The organism is Cytobacillus sp. FSL M8-0252, from assembly GCF_038007345.1.
GTDB classification, from domain to species: Bacteria; Bacillota; Bacilli; order Bacillales; family Cytobacillaceae; genus Cytobacillus; species Cytobacillus kochii.
The window spans coordinates 1,118,065-1,135,251 of the sequence record NZ_JBBOWZ010000001.1 but is presented as its reverse complement, the minus strand read 5'-3'; the positions used below and the strand labels follow the sequence as shown (position 1 = coordinate 1,135,251).

Here is a 17,187-nt window from a genome sequence, read left to right as displayed (position 1 = left end):
AACTACTTTTATCCTCGATGGCAGACAACAATTTCCCCCTGACAGTGACCATATTGTTTTTTTATGTGGGCTTTTTGTATACCTTCAATATTCAACGGATACACATGCGCCAAAACTGGGGTTAGATTACCTTTTTCTACTAATTGTTTTATCTGTTCTAACCCCTTCTTAATTGAATATGTAGTAATATATCTTATTGACAAACATTCTTTATCAACGACTTGAAATTTCGGTTTTGTGAATTTTAGCACTTCTGCTTCTGGCTTCAACCACCTTAACGCACTTAAATATGGATAGCCTTGTCCAATTGTATCAATTAGTAGATCAAAGCGTTGTTGCTTATGAATAGGATCCAGACAATCCCCATCAATATGAATGACATCTTTCTGCTTTACATCTTCGGAAAGTATGCCTACCACTGTGCCCATTGCCTTTAATAATTGAATGAGCATCAAACCTACATTCGTTTGACTACCTAAAATTAGAACATGGCTTCCTTCCCTCACCCTCCCTTCAACTGTTGCTTGCCATGCCGCTATACTACTTTCTAATAGAGCAGCCGATTCAATGAATGTTAAATTATTAGGCATGAGACAAACATTAGATGATGGTACTAACGTTTCGTTGGCATATGTCCCATATGTAGAAATAGTTGTTAGAAAGAAAACTTTGTCACCAGCTTTGAACTGGGAGACGTCTTTTCCAATTGCTTTAATGATTCCGGCTCCCGAACTTCCTAGAATGACCGGTAAGTTAAGATTGTCACTCAAACGTTGCCCCGACCTTAATTGCCAGTCACTCTCTAACACGCCACTCGCTTTTATTTGAATTAATATCTCGTCATCACCAACTGGTGGTGTTACTAATACAATTTCACGTAATTGGTGAATATCGCCATATTGAAGAATGCCAATTCCCTTCATAGAATGCCTCCGCTTATTATTACTGTTTATATTGTTCATTTTTACCAACTAGATATATTCTTAAAAATACATCTTGCACACATAATTTTATTGATGTATCACATTCTAATGATAATAATGTTTTTAGAGGAGGGTAAACTTGAGTGCAGCTAATTTCTTTCGTGTATTTAATGCCATCATCTTATGGGGAACGATGTTTTTTATTCCTGGTAAATCAATTAAAAGGTTTCTTCCTGTTACTTTATTTTGCTCTTGCATCCTTTTAATTGAAACATTATTTTCGTTTGTTTTTAAATGGTGGAGGGTAAAGGGCGGAAAGAAATACATGCTTTATGATTCAATTGCCTTTATATTGGGACCCTTATTCACAATTAATATTTGGGTGTTCCATTTAACATACGGGAAGTTTTTTCGATATGTCGGTCTTAATCTAATTATTGACCTTTTATTTGCCTATCCTTTCAATGCTTTCTTTCAAAAAATTGGTCATTATAAACTGTATAAATTCACATCATTTTCATTATTTATTTCTGCCTTCGCCTATGCATTAATTAATTATGGCTTTCAAGTATTATATGAACGATATCCGAAAGAATATATAAAAATGGATAAGGTGAGTAAAACAGAACCTACTGTTAAATGACCTTATCCTCTTTTATTCGGGAAAAAAAGCATTAGATAATTTTTGCTATTTTTTCAAGAGAAGTATTGATGGTAGATATTTGCTGTTGAAGAGAACATAATTGTTCATACGAATAAGTATTAAATAAGGCATTAATATAGGCCGCTCCCTCTTGTGTTAAACGAACACTAACAATTCGACGGTCATTATGTGCTCTACTTTTAGTTACAAAACCAAGTACCTTTAATTTATCACTCATATTCGTTGCAGCTGCTGGGGACATATAGAAATCTGTAGAGATATCCGTGATTTTCATTTCACCACGCTTTTTCAACTTCATCATAAGCCAAATAAGGTTATCATTGAGCGTTTCTTGTTTATGCAATAACACATTAATAAAGTATTTATTACTGGCCATTTCCCCAATTAGGTGCTGTATAATTATTTCATTCCTTGCGTTCATTTTTTCATTTCTCCTAATCTTTTATGAAGTAAAATAATTAAGGAAGGTTGACGCTCGGCTGTATAACCGAACGCCTATACAATTATTCTTCTGTCAATATAGTTTTTGCTAATGTATCATCTAATTCTTCAAAATCATCATAGCTGATTGTTTGATATAGTTCTTTTCTTGTTTGCATATTAGCAAGCGCATCTTTTTGTGACCCTGTTTCTTTAATGATCTTAAAAACGTTTTCATATGCCTTCGCTGCCACTCTTAATGAAGTAACAGGGTAGATAACCATTTGAAAGCCCATTTGTGAAAATTCATCCGCTGAGTAGTACGGTGTCTGACCAAATTCAGTCATATTTGCTAGTAAAGGAATTGAAATCGCTTGTGAAAATAGACTAAACTCTTCTTCCGTTTTTAATGCTTCTGGGAAAATAGCGTCCGCTCCAGCTTCTGCATATGCTTTCGCTCGTTCAATCGCTTCATCAAGTCCTTCCACCGCTCGTGCGTCTGTTCTTGCTATTATCATAAGATGAGGGGCAACTTCTTTAATTACTCTAATTTTTTGTATCATTTCTTCTGATGTTACAAGCTGTTTTCCATTTAAATGGCCACATTTTTTCGGTAACTTTTGATCCTCTATCTGCACAGCAGCCACTCCAGCTTCTTGCATTTCTACAGCTGTTCTTGCCGCATTTAATATCCCACCGAACCCTGTATCAATATCAACAAGTAATGGCAAATTAGTTGCTCGAATAATTTCTTTCGCCCTTTCTGCCATCTCAGTAGATGTAACCATACCTAAGTCTGGCAGTCCTTTACTTGCCGTATATGCAGCGCCTGATAAGTACAGAGCATGAAAGCCTGCTTGTTTTGCCATTAAGCCTGCCATTGCATCATGCGCCCCAGGTATTTGCAATATATTCTTATCTAGCATTTTTGAACGAAATTGCTCAGCTAAATCTTGTTGAGTCACAGGTTTATGAACAATCCATGCCATCTTGCATCCCCTCCTAGATTAAGAATAAATTCATAAATTCATTTACTGCCATCTCTTTTAACGTTTCTTGATCGGAAATAGCTCCAGCAATGCTTTTTTGTGCCTTGTTTGAAAAATGAGTTTTAATATTATACTCGAATTTCTGCAATACTTTTGGAATCGCTTCGTCACGGCGGAATCGATGACCTAATGGATATTCACATTCAATCTTCTCAGAAGAAGTTCCATCCTTATAATGGATTTGAACTGCATTAGCGATTGAGCGCTTGTTCGGATCTAAATAATCCTTCGAGTATTGCAGATCTTCCACTACCTCCATCTTCTCTCGTAAGGTGTCTACTCGGGGGTCGCTAGCTACATCATCCTCATAATCCTCAGCGCGAATATTTCCTTTTAATAAACCAATAGCTGTAATGTACTGAATACAGTGATCGCGGTCAGCTGGATTATGTAATGGACCTGTTTTATCGATAATCCTAATCGCTGATTCATGTGTGGTAATCGTAATTCGATCGATATCGTTTAAATCACCCACATCGCCATTTTGATGAAGTGAAACGGCACATTCCGCTGCAGTTTGCGCGTGAAATTCTGCCGGATAAGAAACTTTGAATAACACATTTTCCATTACATAAGCACTTAACTCTCTTTGTAGGGTAAGTTTTTGCCCTTTAAACAGAACGTCTTCAAATCCCCAGTTAGGTGCAGATAAGACACTGTTATAGCCCATTTCACCTTTCACAGCCATCATAGCTAACTGAACACCCCTACTTGTCGCATCTCCAGCAGCCCATGATTTTCTTGAACCCGTATTTGGCGCATGACGATATGTCCTTAATGCAGAATTATCCACCCATGCAAGTGATAATGCATGAATCACCTCTTCTTTTGTTGCACCAAGCATCTTTGCCGTAACAGCAGTTGTTGCCACTTTAACAAACAGTACATGATCTAAACCCACGCGATTTAAACTATTATCTAGCGCTAATATTCCTTGAATTTCATGAGCCTTGATCATCATTTCCAGGACTTCAATCATTTTAACTGGCTCTTTACCAACTGAAAGACGTTGCCTACTTAAATAATCTGCAACTGCCAAAATACCACCAAGGTTGTCAGAAGGATGCCCCCATTCAGCAGCTAACCATGTATCATTGTAATCCAGCCAGCGAATCATACAGCCAATATTAAATGCACCTCTAATGGGGTCTAATTCAAATGATGTACCAGGGACTCTTGTTCCATTAGGTACAACCGTTCCTGGCACAACAGGACCAAGTAGTTTTGTACATTCAGGATAATCAAGCGCTAATATTCCACAACCAATTGTATCGAGCAAGATATAATGTGCCGTGCGATAAGCCTCTTCACTTGTTATTTCATAATCCAATACATAATCAGCAATTTCCGTTAAAATAACATCGGTTTCAACCTTTTCATTCGTTTTCAGCATTTACTCGTACTCCTCCTCAATTTGGTAAAGTATGACGTGCACCTGAATAAATGACCCGCGGTCTAAATAAGCGGTTGTTTTCATGCTGTTCAATGACATGGGCACATAAACCAACCGTTCTTGCACTAAAGAAAATCGGTGTGTAAAGTGGGATAGGAATTCCTAACATGCCATAAACCGGTGCGGCATAATAATCTAAATTAGGGTATAGCCCTTTCTCAACTTCCATGATTCTTTCTCCTGCTTCACATTTTCGAAGCAACGAATCATCTCCATTTTGTATGGATAACTCCTGTAGAGCTTCCTTCATTATTAATGCTCTTGGGTCCATTTTTTTCATATAAACTCTATGACCAAAGCCCATAATCTTTTCTTTTTTAAATAGTTTTTTATAGAAGAGACCTTCCACGCCAGCGACACTTTCCGCTTCATTCAACATGTACATAACCGCTTCATTTGCACCGCCATGCAAGCTACCTTTTAAACTTGCAACTGCGCCCGTTAACGCTCCAAATAGATCGGATTGCGTGGAAGCAATTACTCTTGCTGCAAATGTTGAGTTTGGCATTTCATGTTCACTATATAAAAGTAATGATTGGTCAAATACTCTTTCTTCTAAATCGGAAGGTACTCTACCAGTTAACATATAGAAAAAGTTGGCACTATATGATAGGGATTTATCCGGTTCAATTCTCTCCAGACCTTGTAATATACGATAACTGTTAGCTACAATTGTCGGAACTCCGCCAAGTAGACGATAAGCTCTTTCTTTATTTGCTTGCTTCGACCTATCATCTAAGGTCGAATCATATCCAGCCAAGCTTGAGATGCCAGTGCGGAGCCCATCCATTGGATGTGTTCCTTTTGGTAAATGAGTAAAAACCTCCATTACGGCCGTTGGTATTTCATAATAGGACTTTAACGTATTAGCTAATGAATTTTTTTCCTCGTCTGTTGGTAATTGATCTTCTAGAAGTAAATGGATAATATCTAAATAGCTTTTCGTTTTTGAAAGTTGAATTAAGTCATAACCTTTTATGACAATCTCTCCATGAACAGTATCTAAAAATGAGATGCTGGTCTCAGAAGCTATGATTCCCTCTAACCCTGGTATATACTTCTCCTCCATGCTCACAATCATTTTCCTCCCATCCAATTACATCGTGCCTGACAATGCTGTAAGCCCTTTCAGCATTCCTTAAATATATTTGGATCTTCTCTTCTTCTACAGAGAGTGTTCGGATGTCTTCTTTATACTGATCTAATACTTTTCTTAAACTATAACTCTCAGCAGAATAGCTGTTCATCATGATCGTTGATTTCATTATGTTCACATAATAAGGAACGGTTCCAAACAAAGCTTTTTCCTCCGTTCTTGCTCACCTTTTTACCATATCAATCCATTAAAAAAACAACTTCTAGAAAGAAGTTGTTAAGTTCAAACGAATACTAAAATAAACATGCGACCTTGGCATGTATTCATTACCCGTACTTAACACCTCCTATATCCACGTAGGAATTGATGTTTACACTAAACAGGCAGGTCTCCTGGCTTATGGTCAACATGATACGAAACCTTCCCATCTCCATTTTTAGGAAACAGTGGTATCTTTCATATCACTCGCAAATACAGTTGCGGGACAGCGACGGAATCCAACCGTACTTCCCTTTTAAGTAAATAGACAAGCTAGCATTCTATTTACACCTATTTTTGAAAATATTCAATTGTTCTATTTAAATATATCAATATTTTAGAAAATTGACAATTATTTTCTTAATTGTACTACTTTTCACTTTTAACTAACACTTGTTATTATAACAATTTAAATGTCGCCTACAAACATCTCTTAAAAGAAATACAATTTTAACATAACATTTACCATTTTACAGAAAAAAATCTATCGCCCATAGACAGACAAGACGGCTTTTTGTTATAGTATATTAGTTACCATTGATAACTATTTTAAATGAGGTGAATATTATTATTGCTAGCCAAAGGTTCTTTCATCACTTTATGATGCTTTATCGCCCTTTTGAGAATAGACTAAACAGCTTATTAACGAAACATCAATTACAACGGGCACAGTGGACAATTCTTTATTATCTCTACCATTTTGGTCCAACAACTTTAGTAGAGATTGCTGCATATCAAGGTGTCGAAAAGCCAACAGTTACGAGGACCATAAATCAGCTTGAGGAATATGGATATGTAGAAAAAATCCCAAGCATGGATAAACGTGAAAAGAAAATGAAAATAACGAACGAAGGTGAACGCATATACAAAAAAATCCGCATTCCGATTGATCAGTTCGAAATGGAAATATTAGAGGGAATCACACCTGAGGAACAAGAAGAATGTATTCGTATTTTTGATAGTATTAAAAGCAATTTGTAAGGAGGAAGAAAAGAATATGAGTTCAACAAAAGAAAAATTATGGACCAAGGACTTTATCACCGTTTCTTCCGTAAACTTTTTTCTAACATTAGTGTTTTATTTATTAATGGTTACGATTGCGGTGTATGCCGTTGAAGCACATCATGCGACCGCCAGCCAAGCTGGCTTAGTTACTGGCATATTTATTATAGGAACATTGGTAGGAAGATTGTTTATCGGTAAATATATTGATCGTATTGGACGGAAGAAGACTTTAATCATTGGCTTACTATTATTTAGTTTATCAACAAGTCTTTATTTTATTGAAATTGATGTCAATTTCTTACTTATTACCCGCTTTATCCACGGTTTAACATTAGGGATGGCAAGTACAGCAAGTGGTACAATTGTCGCTTCAGTTATACCGCAAACAAGGAAAGGTGAAGGAATCGGCTATTTTAGTATGAGTAATACTTTAGCGACAGCAATAGGACCTTTTATCGGTATGTTAATGAGTCAATACACAACTTTTCATACGATTTTCATTTTTTGTTTGATTCTTGGTATTATTGGCCTACTTATCGGGTTAACTGTGAATGTGAAAGAGTTAACTGAAGATCAAAAAGCTCAATTTCAATCATCTGGTTTTCAATTATCTAGCTTTATTGAACCAAAGGCACTTCCAATTGCACTCGTCACATTAACAGTCGCATTTTGTTATTCAAGCGTCTTGTCTTTTATTAACTTTTATGCAATTGAAAAGGACTTAGTAAATGCTGCTAGCTTTTTCTTCTTTGTCTATGCCATCGCTGTCTTACTATCCCGTCCTTTCACTGGTAAATTAATGGACAGCAAAGGGGCAAATTACGTGATGTATCCAGCGTTCATTTTATTTGGAGTAGGTCTATTCTTACTTAGTAATTCATCAAATGGTGTTATGTTATTAGTGGCGGGGGCTTTGATTGGCTTAGGCTTTGGTAATATGCAGTCTTGTACACAAGCGATTGCGGTCAAATTAACGCCATCCCATCGCATGGGGCTAGCTACTTCCACCTTCTTTATCTTTCTCGATGGTGGTTTAGGTTTTGGACCCTATTTATTAGGTTTACTGATTCCTATAACTGGCTACAGTATGTTATACATTTACATGGGGATAGTGTCGATTGCTTCAATTATTCTTTACTTTTTAGTTTATGGACGAACCGAACATAATGGGAGTAAACAGACACATCAAACAGCATCAATGTAAAATAAGGTATGCTATAATGAAAGAAGAGACTCCACGTAATGGAAGTCTCTTCTTTCTAATTAAAATGGTTTATTCGGTTCATATGTCGGTTGTTGATTCGTCACTTCATACTCATAACTTTTCTCCATTGCTGCTTGTACTTCTTCTGACTGTTCTAATTCTGTATCCATTTGATTGTATTGTTGAGCTTCATTTTGAGCAGCAATAATTTTCTCATCCACTTGATTATCATACTTTTTTTCCATTGCTTTCACTCCCCTTTTATAAGATGTCTCGCCTATTTTCCCCCTCAAAAAACGATTTATACAAAATAATAAAAAAGGAGACTGTTCCATGAAGGAATTAATTAAAAACCATCTCCCGCATCTTCAGGAAATACAGATTGAAAGCAATCATTCTGGTTGGGATCATCATATTTATATTGTTAATCAAACATATGTCATCCGAATACCAAAAACAAAACAAGTATTAGTGAAAATAAAAAAGGAAATAAAGCTACTTCACCAGCTCTCATATCTTTCTTCCATTATTGAAATACCAAATTATCTTCCATTTTATAATAAAGACGGACAAATGATTGGTGTTTTTTACCACTTCATTAAAGGACAAGCATTATCTCATTCATTGATTACTCCTCCTTTATATGAAGCCAAGCGGTTAGGAACATTTCTTACAGAATTACATCGTCTGGATATAGATGAAGCAAAGAAATGTAATATAGAAGAACTACATAGTGAAAATTATTGGGCGCAATTACATCAAGCCCTGATTAAAAAAATATTTCCGTTCTTAAAAGACGCAGAAAAAGAAGAAATTGATAAAATGTTTTTAGCGGTGTCAAAATTTAAAGAAGCAAAAGTGGTGATTCATGGTGATCTAACAAGTGCCAATATCCTTTATCATCCAAGCAAAAAGGAAATATCAGGAATTATAGACTTTACAGATACGCAAATAGGGGACCCGGCGTTTGACTTTGCAGGGCTATATTGGGATTTCGGAGATCAATTCACCAAAGAAGCTCTCGCATCTTATCAAACAAAATTCAATAAAGATGAAATGTATAGAAGAGTCACTTCCTTTTACGGCTTACAACCAATATTTCACAAATGGTTGAAAAACGTCAATGACCAGGATGAAAAAGTTGTTCGACAATCCATAAGTACAGGAATGACCAAAATACAAATTATGCACAGATAAGTTTAACAGTATTCTACAACTATTATTAGAAACCGGACAAATCCATATAATTTTGTCCGGTTTCTTGCTTATTATTACTTCGTTATTTCATCCACGCTGGCTTTCCAAATCCTTGAAACTCTTCGTCGATAATTTTTTCAAATTCTGCAGACTCGACCACTTCTTTTAAGTCTTTCGCATATTGTTTATCTTCAAAGTCTGCTTTAACTGCAACCACGTTGCGATAATCATCAAGCATATTTTCTAGTGCTAATGCACTTAATAAGTCCATATCGGCTGCCAACGCAAAGTTACCAGGAACTGCAGCAAGATCCACACCCTCAAGAGATCTTGGTAATTGTCCTGCTTCAATCGGTTGAAAAACTAAATTCTTTTTATTCTCCTTCACATCTTTTTCAGATACTGTTAGTGGATCGGCGTTTTCATCAATCGTAATTAGACCTTCGTCATTTAACGTATTTAAAGCGCGTGCTGCATTCGTTGGGTCATTTGGAATAGCAATGGTTGCACCGTCTTTAATCTCATCAATTGAATTAAACACATTCGAGTAAATCCCCATTGGGGCTGTTGGTACAATAATTAATGGTGCTAAGTCCATGTTATTTTCTTTCTCAAAATTCTCCAAGTAAATTGTATGTTGGAAAAGGTTAGCTTGTATATCATCTTCATTTAAAGCTTTGTTAGGTTGGATATAATCGCTAAACTCTACGACAGTTACTTTATATCCTTTTTCCTCTAGACCAGGTACAATAGCTTTTTTCAACATATCACTATAAGGACCGGCAGTAGCACCAATTTTTAGTTCTTTCGTTTCATCCACCTTTTCTCCACTCGTGTCTGAACCTCCGCCACATGCTGTTAGTAAACAAACAGTTGCAATGAATAAAACAATTAGCCACTTTCTCATTATGTTTCCTCCCCATAGCTGTAACCAGAATTTTAACCAATAAAAAAAGCCACTATTCATCATCTGAAAGAGGCATTGGTTTTATTCCGCCTTATCTTTCAGAATGAATGGATATCATTCTGCAGGAATTGGCACCTTCCCAATATTGGGGGTTGCCGGACGTCATAGGGCCTAGTCCCTCAGTCTCTCTGGATAAGCTTTTCATTTAATTTTTATGATATGATATTACTACTCTCTTTTATTTTTGTCAATGTTCGAAATAATGCTACATCCAATCTCCCAAGAAAATGGGTTTAGTGATCCAACTACCTTTCCTTTATTCTTTTAAAACAAAAAAGGAAATCGAATATTTCCTTTTATATAAAATTAACTGGACAATTTGTCTTTTTGGTTATAAAATGCGTTCGTATATAGATTAAATGAATGAAGGTGGATTAAAATGGAATTATCGCATCGTTTGAAGCAATTACCTCAACAATTTTTTGCTTCCCTTGTTCAAAAAGTTGCTGCTGCAAAACTTGAAGGCAGAGATGTTATTAACCTAGGACAAGGCAATCCCGACCAGCCAACACCTGCACATATTGTACAATCACTTCAGCAAGCTGCAGAAGACCCAATGACACATAAATATTCTCCTTTTAGAGGAATTAATGAATTAAAGAAGGCCGCCGCTTCCTTTTATGCGCGTGAATATGGGGTAGAAATTGAGCCTGAAAAAGAAGTAGCTATCCTTTTTGGCGCAAAAGCAGGTTTAGTAGAAATTCCATTATGCCTACTCAATGAGGGAGATTTAATGCTCTTACCAGATCCAGGTTACCCTGATTATGAATCTGGTGCGGTTTTGGCAAATGTAAAATACGAAACCTTTCCTTTAAAAGAAGCAAATCAGTTTCTACCTGATTACTCGCAATTTACAGAAAAACAAAAAAAGGATGCCCGCCTACTATTTTTGAATTATCCTAATAATCCAACAGGCGCGACAGCTGATTCCACATTTTTTGAAGAAACTGTTGCTTTTGCTAAGGAAAACAACATTACCATCTTGCATGATTTTGCTTATGGTGCTATCGGCTTTGATGGAAAGAAACCTGAAAGTTTCTTAGCCACAGCCGGAGCGAAAGACGTTGGTATTGAAATGTATACATTATCAAAAACATATAATATGGCTGGGTGGAGAATTGGATTTGCAGTTGGAAATGAACAAATCATTGAAGCCATCAACCTTCTTCAAGACCATATGTATGTAAGCTTATTCCCTGCGATTCAAAAAGCTGCAGCCGATGCATTAAATGGGGATCAAACAAGTGTAGACGAACTTGTTGCTCGATATGAGAGACGTAGAAATGCATTCATGAACGCTTGTGAAAAGGTTGGCTGGCACGGCAAGTCTCCTTCAGGATCGTTTTTTGCTTGGATGCCAGTGCCTGAAGGATACAATAGTGAAGAATTTGCTGACTACTTACTGGAAAAAGCTGATGTAGCTGTTGCCGCAGGAAAAGGCTTTGGGACCTTTGGAGAAGGTTATGTTCGGGTGGGATTACTTGTCGATGAAGAACGATTAATTGAGGCAGTAGAAAGAATTGGCCAACTCAAATTATTTTAATATAAGAGGTATGGCAGCCACAAACCTAGCCCATAGAAACATGTATAACTTATGTTCCTATGGGCTAGGTTGTGTAACTTGGAGGCTTTTATGAACGAACTAAAGCTTCATATTCTCTTCCTTTTAAATTCGCATTCCCGTTACAAGGTATCATCTTCATTGTTACATATGTCTTTACTTAGTTTTTTCGGAACGTATCGTTATCCGACAATCTTTTCTTTTAACAAAGCCAACCTATAAACACATGTACAAACATATACATTATCCAAGTAGGCTCTCAGTTTAATAAATGTTCATATAGCATGATCATTTATCACTGATTGAAGAAAACTTTGTAACGATTGTTCCGTATGAACAACATTTCTTAATTGATAAGGCTGAAGTGCTTTTGCTAGACTCGGATTTATACCAATGAGTCTCACTTCTCCTCCTGTCATTAGAAGAATGCTCTTGATTAAAAGCTCTAAGCCGCTCGTTCCCTCTTTATATACTTTAGCAACCGCTGTTAAATCAATCAGTATCCACCTGTAATCATGATCTGACAGACGGGCAAGCGTTTGCTCCATAATCGTTGTAAATTTATCGCCCGTCATATCGCCAAACAAAGGAATATAACAGATCTCTTTTGTTAAAGAGATAAAAGGACCTGATAATTCATCCAACCTTTGCAATGTTTTTTCTAATGTTTCCTTCTGCTCATAAAGCTCAAAATCTGTCTTTGCTAATCTGTTTTGTAGGGCCTGTAATTTCTCCATTAATGGTTCATTATCATCATCTTTGAATAAAAATTGCATGGACGCATTACCTTGAAAATCCCAACTGATATGAATATCAAATAGTGCTATCGGTATACTTCTTGTTTTTAAATTAGCTTCAAATCTCATACTCTTTTCTGGTATGGCAGCTACCCTTTCAAACTTAGAGATACTCCCTTCATCAACTATACTTTTAATCATACCTTCTGATAAATCAAAGACTTCATCCGCTTTAGATGTATAGCTAATGATTTCACCATTCTTATTAGCTAGTATATACGGTATCGGCAAATGTAGATCAATTAATCGCATTTTTCCTCCCCTCCGTATTAAAAGCAGTGATCCATTTATCTACAGCATATAAGTTTGAAATAATTTCCGGCTTAATAGCGGTAAAAGAAGCTAAATCATATAAATTTGTCAATCTTCCACCTAATAAAATCCTAGGTTTCTTTGGTAAATAAGAAAAAGCTTCCATATATTCCGTAAGTGCCGGTAAATGGGTAGCAATCGAAACTGATAAGCCAATTACATCTGGTTTCCAATCCTTCGCAGCCTGCAATGCATATTGTACAGGTAAATTTGCTCCTAAAAACTTGGTTCTCCATCCATTCTCTGCAAATATACTGGCTACCATCTTTAATCCCAAATAATGCTGCTCTCCTGATAAACAAAGAAACATGGCGGTCGGTGCATCCTTAACAGGTTTAAACTTGTGCTTTGCAGCTAATCTTGAAAGAATGAAATCGCAAACTCCAGATGCCAAATGTTCATCTGCAACTGTTATCTCAAAATTTTCCCATTTAAGACCAATATTAACCATAGCTGGTGTAATAATATCTTGATAAATTTCTACATTAGTCAAATAATCGAATCGCTCAATATATTCCCAAGCATCAGCAACAGCTCCAGATAAAAGGATTTCTGCTAGATCTTCTCCTCTCGTCACTGTGCCTCGCCTCCTTGAACATCTCTTAAAATAGACACAGCCTCTCCTAACAAACCAATATATGCAGAACTAATTTCACTTTCTACCACCGTACATTTCTCTAATTCCTCTTCTAAAAAAAGAAAATTATCAATCAAGGTTTGCGTCGTCATACCATATTTAATTAAGATACCTCTTAACCAAAGGGCATAGTCAGTGAAAATCTTTGACGTATTTAATTCCATTGCCGTCTTTAAATAATCTAAGTGATGCATATTATCAATAAATGTTTGATTTCTCCCACGTTCACCATATCGTTCAATTAATGTAGGGTCTTCTCGAAATATCCTTTTTGTTACTTCTTCTGCGATTATTTCATATTTACTCACTTTACCACAACCTTATATTGCGACACTTTTGGAATGACTGCTGCTAATTCTTTATCTGGATATTTCTTTTCAAGATCATGAATTCGTTGAAAATCTTTACTTCTTACCCAGCGTAAATAATCTTCCTTTGTTTCAAAAATTAATTGTACTGTCAATTCTCCTTTACGTTTATCATTCTGAAGCAACATAAAGTCGACGAACCCATCTGCTTTATCGACTAAACGTGAACGATTCTTATATATTTCAATCACTTCATCTGCTTTACTTTCATTTACATCAAAAGTTGAGAATACGGTATACATAACTTCCCCCTACACATTTGGACTTGTGTTACTTCTCCATTCCATTACAATGGTTGGAATACTAAATCCGAAAATGGAATCATTCATTTTTCCTACTTGTTTAAATCCTTTTGAATGATAAAAATCCAAAGCAGAATCATTTCGCATCACAACAGAAACCGTAATTTTATTGACATCATAAAAATATTCAAACATCGCTTTTAGTAGGGCTGTACCAATACCTCGGCGGTGAAAACTCGGCAATATATATAAAGCACCTAATTCTATTTCTTTCTTAATATTTATTAATGAAAAATGAACGAAACCAATAACTTCTCCTTCTTCTTCAGCAACCAATAAAACCGAAGTAGATAAACTTCTCATTAAAGCGTCTTCAGTATATACAGATAATAAAAAATCAACCTGTGTTCGCTCGGGAATTAAGCCTTCATATGCGTAACTCCAACTCTCCCTAGCAACAGATTGGATTTGTGTACTATCTTTTCTTGAGAATAATCTAATTTTCATGTTCAATACCCACTAAAAGGAAGGAAATTTCCTTAAACGTATTTTATCTATAATTGTAACAGGAAATGAGGTTAAGAAAAAGGCAAAGGCAAGAATGGTATTGTTCATAAAATAAACAAACGTAAGTTTTTACTCAAAGCTTGTTCCAAAAAATCATTCTATTGTATAATAGGACTAGATAAAGGCATATATTAGAAAAGATCGGTGGTGCGGCAACACCGTCCGATCTCGCAATAGCATTAGCCAATGAACAATTGACACCATCCACCTATACATGAGGTGGATTATTTTTTATCATCGTTTTTGAATTGTAGCACAGCCATTATTAAACTTGTAAATGTACAAGCAAACACCAATGCCTCAAAAACTGACAAAGCAACACCCCCCTTCTACGGGGAATAATGGCTAAATTGACTATTGCTATTCTTATTATAGCACCACTATGTATATTTTTGGAATTTTGTGAAAAAATCACATAGATGCGATCATTCAATAGCAATTCAGCAAAAAAAGAGTTGAAACGAAAGAATAAATTTTTCATTCCAACTACTTCTCATTTCATGATTATTTCTTAAGTCCCCGTTTTAAGAGAGTGATTTCTAACTTAAAATTTCTTAGTGCTTCTTCCTTTGATTGATCCTTAGAAAATGTTTCGATAATACTCCTTAGTAAAACAGATGTAAGTATTTTCATTAAATACTTAAACTCTTCCTGATTTGAGATATGCAATATTTCTTTATTTACCTTTGATTCGAATTGGATAAACTGCTGATTCGTTTCATATCCATTGAAACTTCGACCAAATTCATGTTCCACTTCATATGTCATATTTAAAAATAAATTTTTGAGAAAGTTCCGATTCTCATCTTGTTCAGTAATCACCTTTTCGAAAAAAGCAATCATCATTTCAAAAATATCCCCATTGTGCTTATTCAATAAAAAGTAAACTTCACTTTGATTCCTTTTTACTCTCTCTTCTAGCAAGTAAAAAAAAGCATCTTCCTTATCTTCAAAATATTGATAAAAACTCCCCCTTGGAATACGGGCAGATTTTACAATATTACTAATAGATGCTTGCGATAGTGGAACACGAGAAAACTCTTGCTTTACAGCATTGATAAGCTTTTCGCGTTTTTCAATTGATAAATTATAAAAAGTGATTTTTGGCATTATACTCCCCTCCCTAAAGGAATCAATCTAAAACGAGGAACGGCGCTGTTCTTCACGCAGAAATTCCATGAATTGTGCAAGCGCCATAACAGGCTTCTCATTAATTATTATGATATATCTTTTTTTCATTTGTTCAGTTGCTATTTTGCTGTCATTAATACGTTGGATCATATAATCAACGCTTGTTTTCTCAATTGCTTTTCTGCGGATTTTCGATTCCTTAGATAAAGCCATACCTACAGCACCTAAAATGGAGTAGATGAGCAAAGTAATCCAAGTGTTTTCATCCATGGGCATGGTGAAAAGAACAATGATGATATTCATGATTGAGAAAACAACAAGCGGAAATGAAAATAACGAAAATCGAGAAGCAACTCTCATCGCTGGCGCTAAACGTTCATTTAATAATTCAATTTCTTTCTTAACAAATACAGGCATATCAGTAAAAGGATTCATATTCATGTGAATGCCATCCTTTCTATTTTATTTAATCACAAATAGGATTTTCCCCTATCTATAGTTTCCCCTCACCTAATGGGAATACTGCCGGTAAATACATGCCGATGTTACCAAAATCAGCTGTGCATATTCCTTAAACCTTGTGGCTTTTTACATATAGAAACCTTTATACCTTGCAAACGAAGTTTCTTAACGATTTGGTTTAATGGCGTATTCAATATTTCCCCTCCCAAAAATGACAGTGTGTCATAATTAATTTTAATTTTAAATGACAACGTGTCATCTGTCAATTGAAAAACGAGTGGATTTATTTTGTAAGTCGAAACTATTGTCAACTAAACTGGACAGGAGTATAATTTAACCATAACGTTATAGTTTGGAGGTATCATATTGGGAACGAGAAACTAAAAATCGGTGAATTAGCAGAAAGAGTAAATTTAACTAAAAGAACCATTGATCATTATACAAACCTTGGGTTACTTGAAGCAGAACGTTCTCCTTCAAATTATCGCTATTATGACGGATCAGCCATAGAAAGATTACATTTAATTGAAAAATGGAAATCAGAGGGTATGTCATTAGTGGATATTAAGAAAAAGTTGGATGAAAAAGATGTTCACGAAGCAGAAGAAATTGATGTACGTGAATTAAGAATTAAGATTAATGGGTTAAAGGATGATGTTTCAGAAGTGCTTGCCCATTTAAACAAGACTGATGTAACAAGTCAGGAGTATATTAAGAAGAATGTCTCTTCCGAAAGTATGTCCCTTATTCAAACATTGCTTTTACTCTTAAAATAAACAAATAAAAAGGCATTGCTTATAGGAAAGTTGGACAATGTAATGGTAAGACATGAATTCTCGTCACTTCCTGAGACTTACATTCATGAAGCAAAAAA

Annotated in this window: 21 protein-coding genes, 1 pseudogene and 2 riboswitches; of the genes and pseudogenes, 7 read left to right on the top strand and 15 right to left on the bottom strand. The window is 35.6% G+C overall.

Features of this window, described 5'->3' with window-relative positions; all coding sequences use genetic code 11:
• Window positions 1-8: 8 nt before the first annotated feature.
• Complete coding sequence (locus MKX83_RS05930) at window positions 9-923, bottom strand: NADP-dependent oxidoreductase (RefSeq protein WP_341050158.1); 915 nt, start codon at window positions 921-923, stop codon at window positions 9-11.
• 139 nt (window positions 924-1,062) lie between these two features.
• Here MKX83_RS05930 and MKX83_RS05925 point away from each other — a divergent pair, with 139 nt between their 5' ends.
• A complete protein-coding gene (locus tag MKX83_RS05925; RefSeq protein WP_233435300.1) occupies window positions 1,063-1,566 on the top strand; it encodes a hypothetical protein in 504 nt (167 codons plus the stop codon).
• Between the two features lie 31 nt (window positions 1,567-1,597).
• On the opposite strand, the gene MKX83_RS05920 is transcribed toward MKX83_RS05925, so the two are convergent.
• The 5 genes from MKX83_RS05920 to MKX83_RS05900 all read right to left on the bottom strand — a co-directional run bounded on the left by MKX83_RS05920 (window position 1,598) and on the right by MKX83_RS05900 (window position 5,807).
• A complete protein-coding gene (locus tag MKX83_RS05920) occupies window positions 1,598-2,008 on the bottom strand; it encodes a MarR family transcriptional regulator (RefSeq protein WP_095370282.1) in 411 nt (136 codons plus the stop codon).
• A gap of 82 nt (window positions 2,009-2,090) precedes the next feature.
• On the bottom strand, window positions 2,091-2,996 hold the full coding sequence (gene prpB, locus MKX83_RS05915) for a methylisocitrate lyase (protein ID WP_341054578.1): 906 nt from the start codon (window positions 2,994-2,996) through the stop codon (window positions 2,091-2,093).
• 13 nt (window positions 2,997-3,009) lie between these two features.
• On the bottom strand, window positions 3,010-4,449 hold the full coding sequence (locus MKX83_RS05910) for a bifunctional 2-methylcitrate dehydratase/aconitate hydratase (RefSeq protein WP_095370284.1): 1,440 nt from the start codon (window positions 4,447-4,449) through the stop codon (window positions 3,010-3,012).
• A gap of 16 nt (window positions 4,450-4,465) precedes the next feature.
• Window positions 4,466-5,587 (bottom strand): citrate synthase, encoded by a 1,122-nt coding sequence (gene mmgD / locus MKX83_RS05905; protein WP_157734003.1) that lies wholly within the window; start codon window positions 5,585-5,587, stop codon window positions 4,466-4,468.
• Window positions 5,532-5,807 carry a hypothetical protein gene (locus MKX83_RS05900; RefSeq protein ID WP_095370286.1) on the bottom strand — a complete coding sequence of 92 codons (276 nt, stop codon included), beginning with the start codon at window positions 5,805-5,807 and terminating at the stop codon, window positions 5,532-5,534. The genes mmgD and MKX83_RS05900 overlap by 56 nt, the downstream gene beginning before the upstream one ends.
• A gap of 163 nt (window positions 5,808-5,970) precedes the next feature.
• Window positions 5,971-6,173, bottom strand: a riboswitch (cobalamin riboswitch).
• A gap of 227 nt (window positions 6,174-6,400) precedes the next feature.
• On the opposite strand from MKX83_RS05900, the gene MKX83_RS05895 reads away from it, so the two are divergent.
• Together MKX83_RS05895 and MKX83_RS05890 are read left to right on the top strand one after the other, a co-directional pair.
• Window positions 6,401-6,844, top strand: a complete 444-nt coding sequence (locus tag MKX83_RS05895; RefSeq protein ID WP_224934930.1) for a MarR family winged helix-turn-helix transcriptional regulator — start codon at window positions 6,401-6,403, stop codon at window positions 6,842-6,844.
• A gap of 16 nt (window positions 6,845-6,860) precedes the next feature.
• Window positions 6,861-8,072 carry an MFS transporter gene (locus tag MKX83_RS05890; RefSeq protein ID WP_095370288.1) on the top strand — a complete coding sequence of 404 codons (1,212 nt, stop codon included), beginning with the start codon at window positions 6,861-6,863 and terminating at the stop codon, window positions 8,070-8,072.
• A 59-nt stretch (window positions 8,073-8,131) separates the two neighbouring features.
• On the opposite strand, the gene MKX83_RS05885 is transcribed toward MKX83_RS05890, so the two are convergent.
• Window positions 8,132-8,317 carry a hypothetical protein gene (locus MKX83_RS05885; RefSeq protein ID WP_095370289.1) on the bottom strand — a complete coding sequence of 62 codons (186 nt, stop codon included), beginning with the start codon at window positions 8,315-8,317 and terminating at the stop codon, window positions 8,132-8,134.
• Between the two features lie 88 nt (window positions 8,318-8,405).
• Here MKX83_RS05885 and MKX83_RS05880 point away from each other — a divergent pair, with 88 nt between their 5' ends.
• Complete coding sequence (locus tag MKX83_RS05880) at window positions 8,406-9,269, top strand: aminoglycoside phosphotransferase family protein (RefSeq protein ID WP_095370290.1); 864 nt, start codon at window positions 8,406-8,408, stop codon at window positions 9,267-9,269.
• Between the two features lie 82 nt (window positions 9,270-9,351).
• Here the strand turns inward: MKX83_RS05880 and MKX83_RS05875 are convergent, their stop codons facing one another.
• A complete protein-coding gene (locus MKX83_RS05875; protein ID WP_095370291.1) occupies window positions 9,352-10,176 on the bottom strand; it encodes a MetQ/NlpA family ABC transporter substrate-binding protein in 825 nt (274 codons plus the stop codon).
• 88 nt (window positions 10,177-10,264) lie between these two features.
• A riboswitch (SAM riboswitch) is annotated at window positions 10,265-10,375 on the bottom strand.
• Between the two features lie 240 nt (window positions 10,376-10,615).
• Here MKX83_RS05875 and MKX83_RS05870 point away from each other — a divergent pair.
• On the top strand, window positions 10,616-11,779 hold the full coding sequence (locus tag MKX83_RS05870; protein WP_095370292.1) for a pyridoxal phosphate-dependent aminotransferase: 1,164 nt from the start codon (window positions 10,616-10,618) through the stop codon (window positions 11,777-11,779).
• Between the two features lie 293 nt (window positions 11,780-12,072).
• On the opposite strand, the gene MKX83_RS05865 is transcribed toward MKX83_RS05870, so the two are convergent.
• The 7 genes from MKX83_RS05865 to MKX83_RS05835 all read right to left on the bottom strand — a co-directional run bounded on the left by MKX83_RS05865 (window position 12,073) and on the right by MKX83_RS05835 (window position 16,292).
• The gene (locus MKX83_RS05865) at window positions 12,073-12,846 is read right to left on the bottom strand and encodes an STAS domain-containing protein (protein ID WP_095370293.1); all 774 of its coding nucleotides are present in this window, start codon (window positions 12,844-12,846) and stop codon (window positions 12,073-12,075) included.
• Window positions 12,833-13,483 (bottom strand): cobalamin B12-binding domain-containing protein, encoded by a 651-nt coding sequence (locus MKX83_RS05860; protein ID WP_095370294.1) that lies wholly within the window; start codon window positions 13,481-13,483, stop codon window positions 12,833-12,835. Before MKX83_RS05860 ends, MKX83_RS05865 begins: the two co-directional genes overlap by 14 nt.
• Window positions 13,480-13,851: a hypothetical protein gene (locus MKX83_RS05855; RefSeq protein ID WP_095370295.1), complete on the bottom strand. Its 372-nt coding sequence runs from the start codon at window positions 13,849-13,851 to the stop codon at window positions 13,480-13,482. Before MKX83_RS05855 ends, MKX83_RS05860 begins: the two co-directional genes overlap by 4 nt.
• Entirely contained in the window at window positions 13,848-14,153 is a 306-nt protein-coding gene (locus tag MKX83_RS05850; RefSeq protein WP_095370296.1) for an antibiotic biosynthesis monooxygenase family protein, read from the bottom strand. Before MKX83_RS05850 ends, MKX83_RS05855 begins: the two co-directional genes overlap by 4 nt.
• Before the next feature lie 9 nt (window positions 14,154-14,162).
• On the bottom strand, window positions 14,163-14,660 hold the full coding sequence (locus tag MKX83_RS05845; RefSeq protein ID WP_341054574.1) for a GNAT family N-acetyltransferase: 498 nt from the start codon (window positions 14,658-14,660) through the stop codon (window positions 14,163-14,165).
• Between the two features lie 564 nt (window positions 14,661-15,224).
• Window positions 15,225-15,830 (bottom strand): TetR/AcrR family transcriptional regulator, encoded by a 606-nt coding sequence (locus MKX83_RS05840; RefSeq protein WP_095370298.1) that lies wholly within the window; start codon window positions 15,828-15,830, stop codon window positions 15,225-15,227.
• A 27-nt stretch (window positions 15,831-15,857) separates the two neighbouring features.
• Entirely contained in the window at window positions 15,858-16,292 is a 435-nt protein-coding gene (locus MKX83_RS05835) for a DUF5392 family protein (protein ID WP_095370299.1), read from the bottom strand.
• Between the two features lie 368 nt (window positions 16,293-16,660).
• Between MKX83_RS05835 and MKX83_RS05830 the strand changes: the two are divergent.
• Window positions 16,661-16,837: pseudogene (locus MKX83_RS05830) on the top strand (MerR family DNA-binding transcriptional regulator); the annotation flags it as partial.
• A gap of 24 nt (window positions 16,838-16,861) precedes the next feature.
• Complete coding sequence (locus tag MKX83_RS05825) at window positions 16,862-17,089, top strand: hypothetical protein (protein ID WP_341054572.1); 228 nt, start codon at window positions 16,862-16,864, stop codon at window positions 17,087-17,089.
• Window positions 17,090-17,187 lie beyond the last annotated feature (98 nt).